This window comes from Spongiibacter sp. C9W, assembly GCF_057370015.1.
This window is the reverse complement of record NZ_CM170672.1, coordinates 17,754-34,347: the sequence shown is the minus strand read 5'-3', so window position 1 is coordinate 34,347 and position 16,594 is coordinate 17,754. Positions and strand designations below refer to the sequence as shown.

Sequence of the window (16,594 nt, the reverse complement as noted above, 5' to 3'; positions counted from 1 at the left end):
GGGACTGCAATGAGCCACACCAACGACGAACAACTTCCCCTGTTAGACGAACTGCAATCATTAAAAACCGTCCTCAGTGACACCGGCGACGACATCCCGGTGCTGAACGACATTATCCACACGCCCGATACCGAGCCCGCCGAGGCTTCAGATAGCGCGGAACACACAGCCAGTAACAACAGTGACTGGCTGGCCGGCGGTGACGACGACCACAGCAGGGAGATTTTTTTACAAGAATTGATCGACGATATGCTGCCCGACATAGAAGCGGAACTTCGCAGGCGTCTGCTTAAGCTCGACGGCGACGTACTCGAGCGCTGGTATCAACAAAGCCGTCAGCGCTAAGGCAGCGCGCCAGAGCACTGGCGCTCGCCCCCAGCGTAAAACCTCTCCAAACAATCCTCTCGCGCTTTGGCCCAGAGGACCAAAACTCAGTATACTTATCGCCTTTTTGCGTTAGCGCCTTCCCGCGCTCTGCGCCCAACAGTTATCGCCGAACGGAAACCCATGGATAAAACATTTCAGCCTGCGGACATTGAAAGCAAGTGGTACCAGACCTGGGAGGAAAAAGGGTATTTCTCCCCCGCCGGAGATGGCCCTGCCTACAGCATCATGATCCCACCTCCCAATGTCACCGGCAGCCTTCACATGGGGCATGCGTTTCAGGATTCGATCATGGATGCGCTCACCCGCTATCAGCGCATGAAAGGCGCCAAGGCGCTGTGGCAAGTGGGAACCGATCACGCAGGTATTGCCACCCAGATGGTCGTCGAGCGCAAACTCGCTGCGGAAAGTGGCCAGACCCGTCACGACCTGGGCCGCGACGCCTTCCTGGACAAGGTATGGGAATGGAAAGAGGAGTCTGGCGGCACAATTACTCGCCAGCTGCGTCGCCTCGGCGCCTCTGTCGACTGGCAAAACGAACGGTTTACCATGGATGACGGCTTCTACAAGGCCGTTCAAGAAGTCTTCGTTCGCCTTTACGACGACAAATTAATCTACCGCGGTAAGCGCCTGGTCAACTGGGATCCCAAGCTCCACACCGCCATTTCCGACCTGGAAGTTGAAAACAAGGACGAGAATGGTCATCTCTGGCACTTCCGCTACCCATTGGCTGACGGCCAAACAACCGCCGATGGCAGCCGCTACCTTGTCGTTGCCACCACCCGTCCGGAAACCATGCTCGGCGACACCGCCGTCGCGGTAAACCCCGCAGACGAGCGCTACCAGTCGCTGGCCGGTAAATTTATCGAGCTACCGCTGGTTGGCCGCCGTATACCCATCGTTGCCGACGACTATGTCGACCGCGAGTTCGGCACTGGCTGTGTCAAAATCACCCCCGCGCACGATTTCAACGACTACGCACTTGGCCAGCGTCACAAGCTGCCAATGATCAATATTATGGATCAGGACGCTGCCATCCTCGGCCGCGCAGACGTCTACAACAGCGATAGTAGCGCGAACGATGAATTAGATGCCGGCCTGCCTGAGGCCTATGCAGGGCTGGACCGATACGCCGCGCGAAAGGCCATTGTCGCCGACTTAGACGCAGCAGGCCTGCTGGAAAAAGTCGACGATCACGCGCTGAAAGTCCCCCGAGGCGACCGCTCAGGCCTGGTGATCGAGCCCCTGCTCACCGACCAGTGGTTTGTGGCGACGGCAAAATTAGCCGAGCCCGCCATTGCCGCCGTAGAAGACGGCCGCATCCAATTTGTACCCAAGCAGTATGAAAATATGTATTTCAGTTGGATGCGGGACATCCAAGACTGGTGCATTTCTCGCCAGCTGTGGTGGGGCCATCGCGTGCCCGCATGGTATGACAGCGAGGGCAATATCTATGTGGCCCGCAATGAAGAAGAAGCCCGCAGCAAGTATGACTTGCCCCCCGAGCTGGCGCTGCAGCAGGATGAAGACGTACTCGACACCTGGTTTAGTTCCGCGCTGTGGACCTTTGGTACCCTCGGTTGGCCGGAGGCGACAGAGCGCCTGAAAACCTTCCACCCCACCGATGTGTTGGTAACCGGCTTCGACATTATCTTCTTCTGGGTCGCTCGCATGATCATGATGACCATGCACTTTATGAAAGACGAAGACGGCAGCCCCCAAGTCCCGTTCAAAACGGTTTACGTCACTGGTTTGATACGCGACGAGCAAGGGCAAAAAATGTCCAAGTCCAAGGGCAACGTCCTCGACCCCTTGGACATGATCGACGGCATTGACCTCGACAGCCTGTTGCAAAAACGCACCGGCAATATGATGCAGCCTCAACTTGCTGAGAAAATTGGCAAAGCAACGCGTAAAGCCTTTCCCGAGGGTATTGGCGCCCACGGCACCGATGCACTGCGTTTTACCCTCTACTCGCTGGCCTCGACCGGCCGCGACATCAACTGGGACATGAAACGCTTAGAGGGCTACCGGAATTTCTGTAACAAGATCTGGAACGCTGCCCGCTATGTATTGATGAATACGGAGGGCGAAGATTGCGGCACGGGCAATGAGCCCGTAGAACTCAGCCTCGCCGACCGCTGGATCTGCGCGCGCTTAGAACAAGCCCAGCGGCGCGTGGCCGATGCGATGGCCGCCTACCGCTTGGATCACGCCTCCCAAGAGGTCTATGAATTTATCTGGAACGAGTACTGCGATTGGTACCTGGAACTCTCCAAGCCCGTCCTTTGGGACGACAATGCCAGCGCCGAAGCAAAACGCGGCACGCGGCGTACGCTCATTCAGGTTCTTGAAGCAACCCTGCGCCTTGCTCACCCCTTTATGCCCTTCATCACCGAGGAAATTTGGCAGCGCGTGGCCCCGATTGCCGGCATTAATGCGGGCGATAGCAGCATTATGCTGCAGCCCTATCCCTGTGCAAATGATCAAGGCATTGACGAGCAAGCCCTTAGCGATGCCGAGTGGCTAAAAGCCGTTATCACCGCAATACGCAATATTCGCGGCGAGATGAACGTGCCCCCCTCGAAAGCGCTCAATGTGCTGCTGCGCAACACCAGCGACGAAGATGCCCGACGCCTGGAAACCAATCGGCAGTTCCTGCTGAAACTGGCAAAACTGGACGATATTCGCCCCCTGAACGACGGCGAGCAAGCGCCGATGGCCGCTACACAGCTGGTTGGCGATATGGAGGTTCTCGTCCCGATGGCTGGCCTCATTGATAAGGCCGCGGAGCTGGCTCGCCTCGACAAGGAAATTGCCAAACTGGACAAGGACATCCAGCGCTTGAGCGGAAAGCTGGGTAACCCCGGCTTTGTCGACAAGGCACCGGCGGCGGTCGTCGAGAAGGAAAAAGAAAAGCTGCAAGGCCAGCAGCATGCCCGCCTGCGACTCGTTGAGCAGCGCGGCGAAATAGAGGCGCTGTAACGTCTCATTGCCATGCTTTGATCCAAATGAATGGGTCAAAGCATGGACAACAGCGCTAGAGTCGTTATAGTAAACAGCAATCTCGGCAGCGCTATTCGCCCAACTGTGATGTTTTCTCGTTTCGCTGACAACCGGCAAGTCCGGCTCCCCGCCCCGAAGCAGACCGCTCTGCCCGCTTCCTATCTCTTTTCCCCGGACTGGTGGCAATTATCTCGCCGCCCGACCGAAAGTACCTTTATGCGACCCAACTGCGACAAAGAGGATAAGCAATGAGCGACCGCGTAACTGGCACCGTGAAATGGTTTAATAATGCCAAAGGGTTTGGCTTTATTACCCGAAACGAGGGCGAGGACGTTTTTGTCCACTTTCGCTCCATTCAGGGGGACGGCTATCGCACTTTGGACGAAGGCCAGAATGTCGAGTTCAAACTTGTAGAAGGCCCCAAGGGTCTGCAAGCCGAGGACGTGCTCAAGGTCTGAGCTTGACCGCTGTGGCAGAGTCCTGCTCCGACGGTATAACGGCATCAATGGCGCGATAAAGTTGCGATGGCAACAGTGGGTTAGTTAATACAACGCGCTCACTCGCCGCCGGCAGCGACTCTTCGCGTTCAGGCCGCTCTCGCAGATAGATAACCGTGTCCAACGCTTCCAAGCAGGTCTCACGTCGCTCACTAATTACCAACTGCGGCGAGTCGCTTGGCATTTTGGCCAATTGTTTTTGCAGGCCGTGAACATCGGTAACGAAATGTGCACGCCAGCCCCGCCGGCTCAGCGCCGCCGACAGCGATAAGCGCAAACGCTCATCACTGACCAGCGCGATAATCGGCAGGCCTGCGGCGTCGACATCCGCATGATTCAATTCCAGCTGTTGCGCGGGTAACAGCACCGAGAAGCAGCTACCGGCATCGTCGGCACTACTCACCAGGATATGCCCACGCATGAGAGACACGAGTTTTTCGGCGACAGCCAGCCCCAAGCCCACCCCGCCAAAACGGCGGTTTCGAGAATTTTCTGCCTGCACAAAGGGTCGAAATAGCTCGCGACTGCCCTGCTCAGGAATCCCCACACCGTTGTCGTGAACTTCAAATACAAGTTCAGCCCAGTCGTAGTACTGCCGTTCCACGTCGCTGGCCGGACGCACTTGCAGCTCAATAATTCCCCTCGGCGTACTGTAAACAGAAAACTTAACCGCATTCTCAAGCAGCACTAACAGTAACTGCCGCAAGCGAATGGGGTCGGTAAATAATTGCTCCGGCAACCGCGGATCGATGCGCAACAGAAACTGCTGCTGATTCCGCGCCACCATTGGCGCTACCGCCAAGGCGACTCCCTCTAGGTAATCCCACAGCTGGACATTCTCCTCCTCTAATTTGACGTCACCGGTTTCAAGCAGTGAATAGTCGATAATATTGTCGAGGGTTGCCAATAGACTCTGTGACGAGCGGCGAATGGTATCGAGCATCAACCGCTGCTCGCGGTTCAAGGCCGACTTTGACAACAGGTCAGTCATACCCACCACAGCATTCATCGGGGTGCGAAACTCATGCCCCATTACCGACAAAAAGGCCGACTTAGCATTACTGGCCTGCTCTGCCCGCTGATTCGCTTCTTCGAGTTGCATACTTTGCAACCGCAAACGATCTTCAAGCCCACGCTTGTCAGCAAGCAGCTGTCGCTCTGCCTGCTTCGCCGCGCTGATATCCGATTGAACGCCCACCATACGCACAACGCGTCCGTCAGAATCGCGCTGCACGGCCGCTTGAAAACTCACTTCAAGCACGGAGCCGTCACGACGACGTATCTTGTGCTCCCCAGAAAACAGCTTGTCATCACTCTTCAAAAACGCGATGAATTCCGGGTTCAGCCGTTGCTGATCCGCTTCCGGAATACTGTTCATCAGCACGCGTAAACCGTCGCGCTCGTTGCAGCGAGACAGCCCGACCATTTTCAGCCACGCAGGGCTTAAGTACACCTCCTTTGCGAGCAAATCCCAATCCCATATGGCGTCGTGAGAGGCCATAACCGCCAGATCAAAACGCTGCTGGCTATGCTGATATTGTTCGTGCATCAAGTACTGGTCACTCATGTCGCGAATCAATAACAACAGGCGACGGCTGCCGTCTGCATCGGTGTACCAACCGGGGTATAACTCAACTGCCACTTCACTGCCGGAATGACTCATCAACATCAACTCGATGCCTTTAAAGCTGGCATCCTGCTCTGACGAGGACTCCATCAGAAACTCATATTTGTGTTCGAATCGCGGTGCAAACAAGCTGCGCAGAGAGCGCTTTATCAATGCGGCATTTCGATAGCCCAATAGCTTGGATGCGGTTTCGCTCGCTGCAATCAACATCCCTTGCGCGTCGCATATCAAAACCGCACCAGGAATTGATGCCATCAGGGTCTGGCGGCGCAATACCTCTGTTTCGACATTGGCCTTCAAGGCCGAGACCGTGCGCTGACGCCGCGACAGCAGCACTGCCAGCACCAGAGTCGCTGACGCCATTAACACCAAAGCAAATAGCAACAACAAGCGGCTGCGTTCCGCGCTCTGCCAACGTTTTTCATCCCGCGCGATCTGCGCAACTAACTGCCCATGCAGCTTGCTGAGCGCATCGATAACAATGCGCTGATCCAATTCAGCATTAAGTGGAACGGCGCCGACATTCCCCACCTTGTAAGCGGAGTAAGCGGACACAATAGATTGCAGCGATAGCAGGGCTTGTTGCTCTCCCCCTAGCGATTGTAGTGTTGCCAATGGGGGCAGCGCCTGACTCATTTGCTGCTGAAGGGCCTGAAAAGCGGCGAGATCGGAATTTTCCAGCAGGTCGAAGAAACGCGGAATGACCGCACCGTGGTCAAGTAAATAGTCGACTTCTGCCAAGGTCTCAGCAAACGGGACGGGTCGCTCGATAAATCCAGTAACTTCAGCCCGTGCGTTTCCTACGGCCAGGCTTGTCGTCAACAGCGCCAACCACACCAAGCGAAAGGCACAACGGCGCACAACATACCGACGCGCAGTGGTGCTTGCACGCATATCACCCCTCCCTGATTTGCTGAAGGCTCATCGTTGCCAACACCCATGAATATAGCGCATCATCTCCCAGCACGCGGGGCATAAAAATGCGTAGTTCCACTAACGTAGGCCTGTGACTTACCGCGATGAAACACCCCGCAGATGGAGCGTTGCCATGACAGATTCATTTAAGTTAGCGCTGATTACCGGCTGCTCAAGCGGCTTGGGAAAGGCCCTTGCCGAACAGGGCCTTGCTCGTGGCTACCACGTGGTTGCCACCGCCCGCAGGCCCGAATCGATTACTCTGGAACACCCCCGCCTTCACAAGCGCGCTTTAGACCTTAATGACCCCGAGCACATCCGCACGCTTTGCACTCAGCTGCACGAGGAGTTCGGCCAGATTGACCTACTCATTAATAACGCGGGCTTTGGCCTGATGGGGCCGATGCTGGAAATTAGCCCACAAAAACTCGCCGAGCAATTCCAAACCAATAGCATCGCGCCGCTCGAGCTTGTTCAGTCTGCACGCCAGTCATTAAAGCGCGGGAGTACGGTTGTAAACATCGGCAGCGTGTCAGCAAGTTTGGTGACACCCTTTGCCGGCAGCTACTGCGCCAGCAAAGCCGCCTTGCACGCATTAAGCGATGCCATGCGCATGGAATTAGCGCCCTTTGGCATTCGGGTGATGGTGGTTAGAGCCGGCGCAATCCGGTCTAAATTCGCTGAACGCGCCGAATCTGAATTGACGCCACAGCAAACGCAGGGGCCCTACCAGCCACTGCAACAAGCCATTGCCGAGCGAGCAAGCCTGTCTCAGCAAAACGCGAGTGATGCCGACGACGTTGCCATGCGTATCTTCGACGCCAGCCAACGATCACGCTGCCCCGCCTACGTGGGCGTTGCGAACGGGCATCGGCGGCTGTATTCACTCAGTAAGTTGCCCAGCCGCGTTACCGATTGGTTGCTGTCACGCCGCTTCAAGCTCAGTACGCTGCACGGCGACGAACTGTAATTGGAGTGCTATACTCCGCCGGCTGCGGCCGATATTGCTGGCCCTTAATCCCTTGTTTTGTTTATTTATTTTTGGTTTTGTATTGTTATGTTGTTAATTCTAAGAATTATTATTTCTGCAGCGCTCAGCGCACTGACGGTATTTTCTCTCTCCAAATTGGGTCTGGCTAGCCTGGCAGCGCTACCAGCCGCTCTTGTATTTGCAGCACTGCTATTTGCCATGCTGCTCTCTCCACGACTACCCGGCATCATTGACGCTCTAGGCAGCAAGCGCGAGCGCGGTACCGTAAAATGGTTCAACGTCAGCAAGGGCTATGGTTTTATCACTCGTGAGGGTGGTGACGATGTATTCGTTCACTTTCGCTCTATCCGTGGCAAAGGCCGAGGTCGCCGCAGCCTAATGGAAGGACAACTCGTGGAGTTCGTGCTCAGCGAAGGCGAAAAGGGTCCGCAGGCCGAGGAAGTTTCGGTCGTCGACTAGCGTCCGTTACCACTGGGTTAATAATGCGGCGGCTTCTCCATATCCGCCGCGAAGCCGGGCTGAGCCAAGCCCTGTTCTTCCATCGTTTCACGCATTACACGACTGGCTTGCGCCAATTGGCGCAGCTGCTGTCGCAAGATACGCAGTTCGCCGTCCTGCTCACTTACCCTGTCGTTAAGCGCATTGAGTAAGTCTTCCTGATAGGCCAACTGAGTTTGCAGCTCCACTAGCTGCTCTGTTTCGCGACTGGACATCGGTGCAGGCTCCTGAAAAAATCGTGGGCTACTATACCGCCCTCGCTGGTTATTATACTTTTTTTGCATCAGAATTTTTCGAGTGAACCCTCTTTATGTCACGTATCGTCTACTCCACAGACCAAGGCCGGATGTGTCCACAATGTGGAGAAGCCCAACAACAGTGCCGCTGCAAAGATATCAACGCCGACGCTGAACGCAGCGCCCGCGGCGGCGATGGTATTGTGCGTATTCGTCGAGAAACCAAAGGCCGCAAAGGCAAGGGCGTGAGTATTGTCAGCGGCATACCGCTAGACGACGCCGCCCTGAAAAAACTCGGCAAGGAGTTAAAACAAAAGCTCAGTATTGGCGGCGCGGTAAAGGACGGACAACTAGAGTTCCAGGGGGATCAGCGCCAAGCCCTGAAGCGCCTATTGGAAGAACGCGGCTACACCGTCAAACTTGCCGGTGGTTAAGCAGTTCATACTGTTATGAAGATTTGCCAGCTAAGCCTGCCGTCAGTACAGGCGCTCTGGTAGCCTGAAAGAAAAAGATCGAGGCGTCTCACATGACAGCACTTAGCGAAACAATTGAAGTCGGCATCGTCACTCACAACATCGACACCATGTGTCACTTCTATGGCAACACCCTTGGCTTGGCCTTCGAGGGCAAGCTCGACTTCCCCGGCGGAACAATGCACCGCTACCGACTGGGCACGGCAGTCATCAAGCTGGTGAACTACGGTGACGAAACGCCCGAGCAATGTATTCCTGGCGGTGGCCACGCTGCCTGCGGCTATCGCTATATCAGCTTTGGCGTCGCCGACCTGAACAGCGTTATCGCCCAACTCAAAGCGGCCAATGTCGGGATTGCCGTCGATGTTACCCGCTTTGCCGAAAACATTGGCTTCGCCTTTGTATGTGACCCTGACGGCAACTGGATTGAGCTGTTCGGCGGCTGTTAAACGTCGGCAGACATGCCGTACTTGCGCATTTTTTCGATCAACGTGGTTCGCCGCAAGCCGAGCAGCTGCGCCGCCCGGCTCACAACATGATCTGCCGCCCGAAGGGCCTGTTGAATCCGTCGCTGCTCAAAGTCAGCCACCTCTTCCTTGAGCGATACGCCCTCAACCGGAAGCTCATCATCGGCGATTGCCGCCCCGCTCGTGCGCACTTCAACGCGCGCTGGTGGCTGCCACACCACCTCAGCACCGCGGTAGGCGTCAGGCAAGTCCTGGCGCCCCACCACTTTGTCGGGGTACATAATCAGCAGCCGCTCCAACAAATTTGCCAACTCTCGAACGTTGCCCGCCCAAGAGTGAGCCTGCAGAGAAGCGACTGCTGACGGCGCTAGCGCCAGGGTGCCCAAACCGTCGTCGGCAAGCTGGCGGATGATGTCGCGCACCAGGGCGGGAATATCCTCTTTACGTTCGGACAAGGCAGGAACCTGCAGCGGGAAAACGTTCAAGCGGTAGTAAAGGTCTTCGCGAAATTCCCCCGCGTCGATCATTGCCGGCAAATCCCGGTGCGTCGCGGCGATGATTCGCACATCGGCGCTGCGGCTCTCGCTGGAACCAACACGCTCAAAACTGCGCTCCTGAATAGCGCGCAATATCTTCACCTGCATGTCCAGCGGCATGTCGCCAATCTCATCCAGAAACAAAGTGCCGCCGTCAGCCAGCTCAAAGCGACCGGCGCGGCTAGAAATCGCGCCCGTGAACGCGCCGCGCTCATGCCCAAACAATTCTGACTCTAATAACTCTCGGGGAATGGCGCCGCAATTGATCGGCACAAAAGGGCCAGAGCTTCTGGAAGAAAGTCGGTGTATTGCCTGTGCAACCAATTCCTTACCCGCGCCGGAGGGACCGTTAATCAGCACCGTTACCGATTTGTCGGCAACTTGGGCTAGCAGGTGCGTCAACTCCTGCATTGCCGGACTGCTGGCAACTAAGCCGTGATCAATGTCCGATGGGACATCGCCGAGCATCGACCCCAGGCGCCCCAAGCCCTCTAGTAGCGAATCAAATACCGGAGCGTCAATACAGGCCACGCAGTTCGGCCACCGCCCTTGCTGAGCCAGCGCACCCGCCAGCAGACAGGGACGCTCGTCGAGCGCTTCGGGCGCAAGGCGCGCACCGTCGGCCAACAACACGGCATTCGCCTGTGCCAACGCCTCAACGCAGGTCACCCGTTGCTGGTTTGGGTCTAGTGCCTCTAACAACACACGGTAGTGGGCGATGATATCGGGGGCTGCGTCGATGAGTAACTGGATACGCGTTGGCATGGGTGCCACATTTTCTCTGCTTGCCGTTGTCGTTTTTTTGACTATAGCCAAGCCCGGGCAGCATAACCACACCAGCATGTCGGTATTTTGACACAAGCACCTCCCCTCTTGCCCGGGCACCACGCTTGCTGCAAAATCGCGCCCTACTGCCTTTCCCTACACTCAGCCAGGATCTCAGCATGTCGACCAGCGAAACGCCCGTGTACTACCTAACTTGGGACGAACTGCACCGCGACACCCGTAACCTAGCGCGCAAACTCACCGCCACGCCGTGGAAAGGCATTATCAGTATCGCCCGCGGTGGCTTGGTACCGGGCGCCATTCTCGCTCGCGAACTCAATCTTCGCGTCGTCGACACCCTGTGTATCGCCAGTTACGACCACGACAAGCAGGGCGAGATTAGTATTCTCAAATCAGTGGAAGGTGACGGTGACGGTTATCTGCTGGTTGACGACCTCGTCGATACCGGAGGCACTGCAAAAATTGCCCGCGAGCTGCTGCCCAAGGCCACATTCGTCACCATCTACGCCAAACCTCAGGCGATGGCGCTGGCCGAGTACTACACCCGCGAATTCGCTCAAGATACCTGGATACATTTCCCTTGGGATATCGAGCACAGCTACAGCGAGCCGCTCATTAAATAACGAACCGCCGACGAAGCCTTTGCGCCACGCAGATAGAGTCAGTAGAATCTCCCGCTGCGCTTTTCGCCCCGGTGGCACAGCTGGATAGCGCGGCCCCCTCCTAAGGGGCAGGTCAGAGGTTCGAATCCTCTCCGGGGCGCCACCTCTTCCATGCTCCACTCTTCAGCTATCGCACACTGGCGTGCTAAGCCGGGATCGCCGGCGAGACACTGGGCTGACCGGCGTGTAACCAGTCTCGCAACTGCTCCGCTTCACGTCGATAGGTGCGCCGTTCCGACTGATCTAAGCGCAGCCACCGTAGGGCATTTATCAGCCAGCGGTCAGCAGAACCATTCAAAATACCCGCCCCGGGGGTACAGCAGATATGGTGCCAGTGCAGCTGATCGTCGCGCCACAGCAAGACCTCGCCATTGGGCGACAGCGTATAAGCCAGCTTGGCCTTAGGTGGCAGCGCTGGGCCATGGTCCACAGAGCGGGCAACGATTACCGCAGCGTCATCTGCCGGGCGAAGCAAAGACAGTAATTGCCGGTAATAACGGGGGCTTGGCAGCCCCAGATCAAAGCGCCCCCAACACAGTTGATGATCGACAACCTGCCCCACGGGCGGGCGGGCCAATACCTGGCGTTTACCGCCCTTAAATTCCGGGTACCAAGGCTGACCGTGCAGGCTAGCCGCGTGAAAAAACACATTGCTCAGCCAATGCAGTCGCTCGCGATCCTGACAACTCACAGCGATATGACTGTGATAGACATAGGTCCCGGCATCTGCACACCACTGACGGCGACAGGACCAGGTGTCCGGCTGGCACTGCCTCGCATTTATTGCCCGCGCCATACTCAAGAGCCGTTCAGCAGAGGCCTCGGCTTCTGCCACGGCCTGCTCAACCGTTATTTCATTGGCTTGTTTGGCAGCCACGATTAATCCCATTGATACGAAATTTCCAGGCCGTAGTGACGCGGCGGCAACTGCGCCTTTGTTGTTGTGCCAAGATTGTCACCCAGAGCCACCCCGCCGCCAAAGAACAGCGAGTCCTTCAGGTTGTTCACGTACATCGCCACACGCAGCTTCTCGTCGGGCAGCCAGGTCAGGCGGGCGTTATACAACTCCTGCCCGCCCAATGTCGCGCCATCGTAGAGATTGGCCTTGGCGTCCAGGCCGACAAAAATTTCCGAGCGGTAAGAGTAATGCAGCCGCGGAATGAACGCGCCAAAGCGCGTTTGCCAATGGTATTGCACAGCGAGCGAGCGGGTGTTTTTTGGCACCACCGCAAAGGGCTCGGCACTGCGATCAAAGCTGGAGCCATCCGCTAAAAATACCGTGTAATCCCGATAATAGGCATCGGTATAGCCGGCGTTGGCATTGACCTGTAGCCCTTCGTAGAGCCAGGTTGCCTCCAATTCGGCGCCCTGCACTACGGCAGAACCCGCGTTATCCAAAAACAGAATGACATCGGTCGGCCCACCGGGGCCCGTCTCGGCTTGCTGAACTTGGATTTGGTCGTAGCTCATATGGTAGATCGCACCATTGAGACGCAAACTCGAATCGAGGGCATCGAGCTTAAACCCGACCTCACTGTTCTCCACCACCTCTGGCTCGAACTCATTGAGGCGTCGCCCCCGCAGACCAATACCGCCCGATTTATAGCCCTCGCTGACGGTCACATAGGTCATCAAACTATTGAGGCCGATCGCCGCGATGTCCGCCTCCTCCCAGATATAGCTCACCGTCAACGCTGGCGAAACCTGGTCAAAGGACAGCTCTGACGACGTCGACACCGGCGCGAGAAACGGAATGGGTTGTGCAAAGTCGATATTGTCAAAATACGCTCTGGGCACTGGGTTATAGATGCCGCCCTGAGCATGAATAAGCCCCTCACGCAGCCCAAAGGCATTGAAATCGGCGTTGTATAAAGCAATCTCCCGCTGTTTATCATCTTCGGTGTAACGCACACCCAGCGTTAGTTGCAGATGGGACGTAAGATCGTAACTACCCTGTACAAACAGCGCACGTGTTTCATTTTCGATATAGCTTAAATTGACCGACGCTGACAGCAGCGGCAGCACAAGGTTATTGGCAGCCGCCGACAGTAAATCGACCCCAGGCAGCGCAACGCCTGCGGCACTACTCAGCAGAAATTCCGGGGGAATACCCAGAACCCCGTTGGCGCCAATAATTTGTGGGTAGGGAAATCCATCGATGCGCTCTGCAGAGTAGAAGGCGCCAAACGTCAGGTCGAGCTTGTCCTCGAAAAACCGCCCGTTGAATTTCAGCTCCTGACTGAGTTGGTAACGCGTTTCTTGATCCGGGTCGACGCCGGAGGCCGTCAAGGCTTTTAATGCCAAACGCTCACCATTGTGCACGAGGCTAAAGTCACTGCCGTCAACGTCCTCCTGCTTACCCAAGCCATATTGACGGCTGTAGGCGGTGATCGACTCAAGGTCAAGCGGCCCCATATGCCAATTCAGCTTTATCGCGTGAAGCTGTGACTGCTGGCGATAAAAACTGGCTTCGGTGTTGATCGCCACCTTGCGCTGCTCAGCCAAGCCCTCCTGCTGCTGACATCGCTGGGCGTAATTATCAGGCTGCTGGGGAACAAAGAATGTGGCCGCGGCCGCTTGCGCATTGATTACTTCGCAATTGTTCGCCTGCCCTTTCTCATCCTGCGAGCTCCAGAATGAGAAGACATCGAGTTGCAGGTTCTCGGTAAGGTCCCACAATAGCCGCGCAGACACCGCTTGCCGGTCCTCATCGCCAAAGCGTGTGCCATCGACAATATTCTTAACGTAGCCATCCAGGCGCCGCACGGTGCCACTGAGCCTCAGGCCCATTTGATTTTCGATCAATGGCAAATTAACGCTGGCCTTAATATCTTGGCGGCCGTGAGAGCCGGCAGTGACCGTGGCGCTGCCGCTCGGGCGACTAAAATCTGGCGCAACCGTGGTCACCAGCATCGCGCCACCGGTATTGTTTTTACCAAACAGCGTGCCCTGTGGCCCGCGCAATACTTGGATGTTTTCAACATCAACCGCATCTAGGAGTTGAGAGTCCTGACGGGCGATGAAAATACCATTCAAATACTGGCCTACTCCTGGGTCGAGCTCAGGTGTTGAGGCGCGCTGACCGATACCCCGCACAAAAATCGCTTGGCTTTTGGTCGCCGTCGGCGCTATCTGCAAATTCGGCACGATGTTCTTAACATCCGCCAGCGATGTGATGCCCGCATCCTCCAGCGCCGATGCCCCGATCGCCGAAACAGAAATCGGCGTGTCCTGCAGACTCTCCTCCCGGCGCCTGGCCGTGACGACCACCTCCTCTAACTGCGCGTAAGCGGGTGCACTGAAAATCGGTAATACCGTGACGATACTGCCAAAACAAAGCGGCAGCAGGCCGCTACCCAACATAACCCTATTCACTGCGATACAACCTCTATTATTGTTATGTAATCCCCGCGCATTGATACCAGCGAGTGAGCCATAGAGCTTACGCGAGGGAAAACAGGATGTTGACGCTATGTCACAAATACTGCGTTGTAGTGCAATTACATAAACTGCTTACATGACAAGGGGCAGGCGTGGCGGGACGTAAAAAAAGAGCCCCGGAAGCAGGGTAAGCAACCGGGGCCAATACGGAGAGAGGTCGCGACGGGATAAGAACGTCAGAGAGAGGGGGGAGACACCATCCCGCCGCGACACAACTAAACGATAATCATTATCATTGAGGTTTGCAAGCGTTTTTCTTGCTCTTTACTCAATTTCTATTAATACCTCACCCGGGGTGACGCGATCTCCCTTGCTAACGTGGATATCACGAACTGTGCCATCAATCGGCGCCTGCACTTCCGCTTCCATTTTCATCGCCTCAGTGACGAGCACTGGCTGGCCCGCCTTAACCACATCGCCCTGCGCCACTAATACATCGACGATATTGCCCGGCATATTCGTTGTAACATGCCCCGGCTGAGTTGCCTGCCGGCGCCCACTTCCCCCGTCGCGCTGGTATTCATTCAATGCCTCGAAAACCACTTCCTCTGGCATACCGTCCAGCGTCATGTACAAGTGCCGTTTGCCTTTACCCTTAATGCCGACGCCGGTAATCGCCACTTGATAACTTTCACCGTGCACATCGATCACAAACTCGGTGGGCACCGCATTTTCCGCGGCGGGGCGATCGGCCTCGGGTTCCGACTCTAAAACCTCAGGCTGTAATGTGCCATCGCGACGCTGCTGGAGGTAGCTGCGGCCCAGATCCGGGAACATGGCGTAACTCAGTACATCCTCTTCACTGTCGGCCAGCTCGCCAATTTCTGCGCGCAATTTCTCCATTTCAGGCGGCAGTAAATCTGCAGGGCGAACATCGATCACCGCTTCACTGCCAATCGCCTTGGCTCGCAATTCTTCATTCACCGTTCCCAGCGCCGCGCCGTAGTGACCCTGCAAATAGCGCTTCACCTCATTGGTAATGGTGGTATAGGGCGCCTCTGCCAGAATATTCATCACCGCCTGGGTACCGACAATCTGCGAGGTGGGTGTTACCAGCGGCGGGAAGCCCAGGTCCTTGCGCACCCGGGGAATCTCCGCGAAGACTTCATCGATACGGTGCAAGGCACCCTGCTCTTTTAGCTGGTTCGCCAGGTTAGACATCATGCCGCCCGGCACTTGGTTTATCTGAACGCTGACATCTTCGCGAGTAAACTCACTCTCAAACTGCCGGTATTTCTTGCGCACCGCCCACAGTTTTTTGGAAACGCTTTGCAAAACTTCCAGATCCAGGCCCGAGTCGTAGGGCGTGTCTTTCAGGCCCGCAACCATGGTTTCGGTCGCCGGGTGGCTGGTGCCGTTGGCAAAGGCTGAGATAGCGGTATCGATAATATCCACGCCCGCCTCTACCGCCTTCAACTGACACAGTCCAGCCAAACCCGATGTCATATGCGAATGCAGGGCCAGCGGCAGGTCAAACTCGGCCTTTAACGCCGCGACCAACTCACCGGTGGTACTCGGCGTCAGCAGGCCCGCCATATCTTTGATAGCCAGGGAATCTACGCCCATGTCCACCATCTTACGCGCCTGCTCGACGAACGTTTCCGTGTTGTGCACGGGGCTGGTGGTGTAGCAAATAGTACCCTGAGCATGTTTGCCGGCGGCCTTCACGGCGGCGATCGCCGTTTGCAAATTACGCACATCGTTCATCGCATCGAATATCCGGAAGATATCCATGCCATTGTCTGCCGCCTTGGCAATAAAGGCCTCGACGACGTCGTCAGCATAGTGGCGATAACCCAGCAGGTTCTGGCCACGCAGCAACATTTGCAGCTGGCTATTGGGCAGCGCCTCACGCAACTTGCGCAGTCGCTCCCAGGGGTCCTCTTTCAAAAAACGCACGCAGGCATCAAAGGTTGCGCCGCCCCATACCTCCAGAGACCAATAGTCCAGGGCGTCCAGTTCGGCGCACACCGGCAACATGTCCTCGGTGCGCAGCCGCGTGGCAATAAGCGATTGATGGCCGTCTCGCAGGGAGACATCGGTAATTTTAATCGGCGTAGTCATAGTGCCTTCCT

The 16,594-nt window shown here is 56.3% G+C and carries 14 protein-coding genes and 1 tRNA gene; 9 read left to right on the top strand and 6 right to left on the bottom strand.

Translation table 11 applies throughout. From position 1 onward, the window contains the following. Positions 1-9: 9 nt before the first annotated feature. The 3 genes from AC2Q8J_RS00160 to AC2Q8J_RS00150 all read left to right on the top strand — a co-directional run bounded on the left by AC2Q8J_RS00160 (position 10) and on the right by AC2Q8J_RS00150 (position 3,848). A complete protein-coding gene (locus tag AC2Q8J_RS00160; protein ID WP_486451841.1) occupies positions 10-345 on the top strand; it encodes a hypothetical protein in 336 nt (111 codons plus the stop codon). Positions 346-507: 162 nt separating this feature from the next. After that, positions 508-3,369, top strand: coding sequence for a valine--tRNA ligase (locus tag AC2Q8J_RS00155; protein WP_486451840.1), 2,862 nt, complete (start codon positions 508-510; stop codon positions 3,367-3,369). A 269-nt stretch (positions 3,370-3,638) separates the two neighbouring features. After that, positions 3,639-3,848, top strand: coding sequence for a cold-shock protein (locus tag AC2Q8J_RS00150; protein WP_204995861.1), 210 nt, complete (start codon positions 3,639-3,641; stop codon positions 3,846-3,848). Here the strand turns inward: AC2Q8J_RS00150 and AC2Q8J_RS00145 are convergent. Continuing rightward, complete coding sequence (locus AC2Q8J_RS00145) at positions 3,838-6,408, bottom strand: sensor histidine kinase (RefSeq protein WP_486451839.1); 2,571 nt, start codon at positions 6,406-6,408, stop codon at positions 3,838-3,840. The two genes, AC2Q8J_RS00150 and AC2Q8J_RS00145, sit on opposite strands and share 11 nt — an antisense overlap. A 154-nt stretch (positions 6,409-6,562) precedes the next feature. Here AC2Q8J_RS00145 and AC2Q8J_RS00140 point away from each other — a divergent pair, with 154 nt between their 5' ends. Both AC2Q8J_RS00140 and AC2Q8J_RS00135 read left to right on the top strand, forming a co-directional pair. Then, entirely contained in the window at positions 6,563-7,399 is an 837-nt protein-coding gene (locus AC2Q8J_RS00140; protein ID WP_486451838.1) for an SDR family NAD(P)-dependent oxidoreductase, read from the top strand. Between the two features lie 219 nt (positions 7,400-7,618). Beyond that, a complete protein-coding gene (locus AC2Q8J_RS00135) occupies positions 7,619-7,879 on the top strand; it encodes a cold-shock protein (RefSeq protein ID WP_154653860.1) in 261 nt (86 codons plus the stop codon). Positions 7,880-7,896: 17 nt separating this feature from the next. Here the strand turns inward: AC2Q8J_RS00135 and AC2Q8J_RS00130 are convergent, their stop codons facing one another. Continuing rightward, entirely contained in the window at positions 7,897-8,133 is a 237-nt protein-coding gene (locus AC2Q8J_RS00130) for a SlyX family protein (RefSeq protein WP_204995864.1), read from the bottom strand. Positions 8,134-8,228: 95 nt separating this feature from the next. Here AC2Q8J_RS00130 and AC2Q8J_RS00125 point away from each other — a divergent pair, with 95 nt between their 5' ends. Both AC2Q8J_RS00125 and AC2Q8J_RS00120 read left to right on the top strand, forming a co-directional pair. After that, entirely contained in the window at positions 8,229-8,588 is a 360-nt protein-coding gene (locus AC2Q8J_RS00125; RefSeq protein WP_288362273.1) for an SUI1 family translation initiation factor, read from the top strand. A gap of 92 nt (positions 8,589-8,680) precedes the next feature. Next, positions 8,681-9,076: a VOC family protein gene (locus tag AC2Q8J_RS00120; RefSeq protein ID WP_288362274.1), complete on the top strand. Its 396-nt coding sequence runs from the start codon at positions 8,681-8,683 to the stop codon at positions 9,074-9,076. Here the strand turns inward: AC2Q8J_RS00120 and AC2Q8J_RS00115 are convergent. Continuing rightward, positions 9,073-10,395, bottom strand: coding sequence for a sigma-54 interaction domain-containing protein (locus AC2Q8J_RS00115; RefSeq protein ID WP_486451837.1), 1,323 nt, complete (start codon positions 10,393-10,395; stop codon positions 9,073-9,075). The genes AC2Q8J_RS00120 and AC2Q8J_RS00115 overlap by 4 nt on opposite strands. A 179-nt stretch (positions 10,396-10,574) precedes the next feature. Here AC2Q8J_RS00115 and gpt point away from each other — a divergent pair, with 179 nt between their 5' ends. Both gpt and AC2Q8J_RS00105 read left to right on the top strand, forming a co-directional pair. Continuing rightward, positions 10,575-11,039, top strand: coding sequence for a xanthine phosphoribosyltransferase (gene gpt, locus AC2Q8J_RS00110; protein WP_027873691.1), 465 nt, complete (start codon positions 10,575-10,577; stop codon positions 11,037-11,039). A 65-nt stretch (positions 11,040-11,104) separates the two neighbouring features. After that, positions 11,105-11,181: transfer RNA gene (locus tag AC2Q8J_RS00105), tRNA-Arg, on the top strand. 42 nt (positions 11,182-11,223) lie between these two features. Here the strand turns inward: AC2Q8J_RS00105 and AC2Q8J_RS00100 are convergent. The 3 genes from AC2Q8J_RS00100 to oadA all read right to left on the bottom strand — a co-directional run bounded on the left by AC2Q8J_RS00100 (position 11,224) and on the right by oadA (position 16,583). After that, positions 11,224-11,955: a hypothetical protein gene (locus tag AC2Q8J_RS00100; protein ID WP_486451836.1), complete on the bottom strand. Its 732-nt coding sequence runs from the start codon at positions 11,953-11,955 to the stop codon at positions 11,224-11,226. A 2-nt stretch (positions 11,956-11,957) separates the two neighbouring features. Then, positions 11,958-14,453, bottom strand: coding sequence for a TonB-dependent receptor (locus AC2Q8J_RS00095; RefSeq protein ID WP_486451835.1), 2,496 nt, complete (start codon positions 14,451-14,453; stop codon positions 11,958-11,960). Positions 14,454-14,783: 330 nt separating this feature from the next. Next, positions 14,784-16,583, bottom strand: a complete 1,800-nt coding sequence (oadA, locus tag AC2Q8J_RS00090; RefSeq protein ID WP_486451834.1) for a sodium-extruding oxaloacetate decarboxylase subunit alpha — start codon at positions 16,581-16,583, stop codon at positions 14,784-14,786. Between the last annotated feature and the right edge of the window lie 11 nt (positions 16,584-16,594).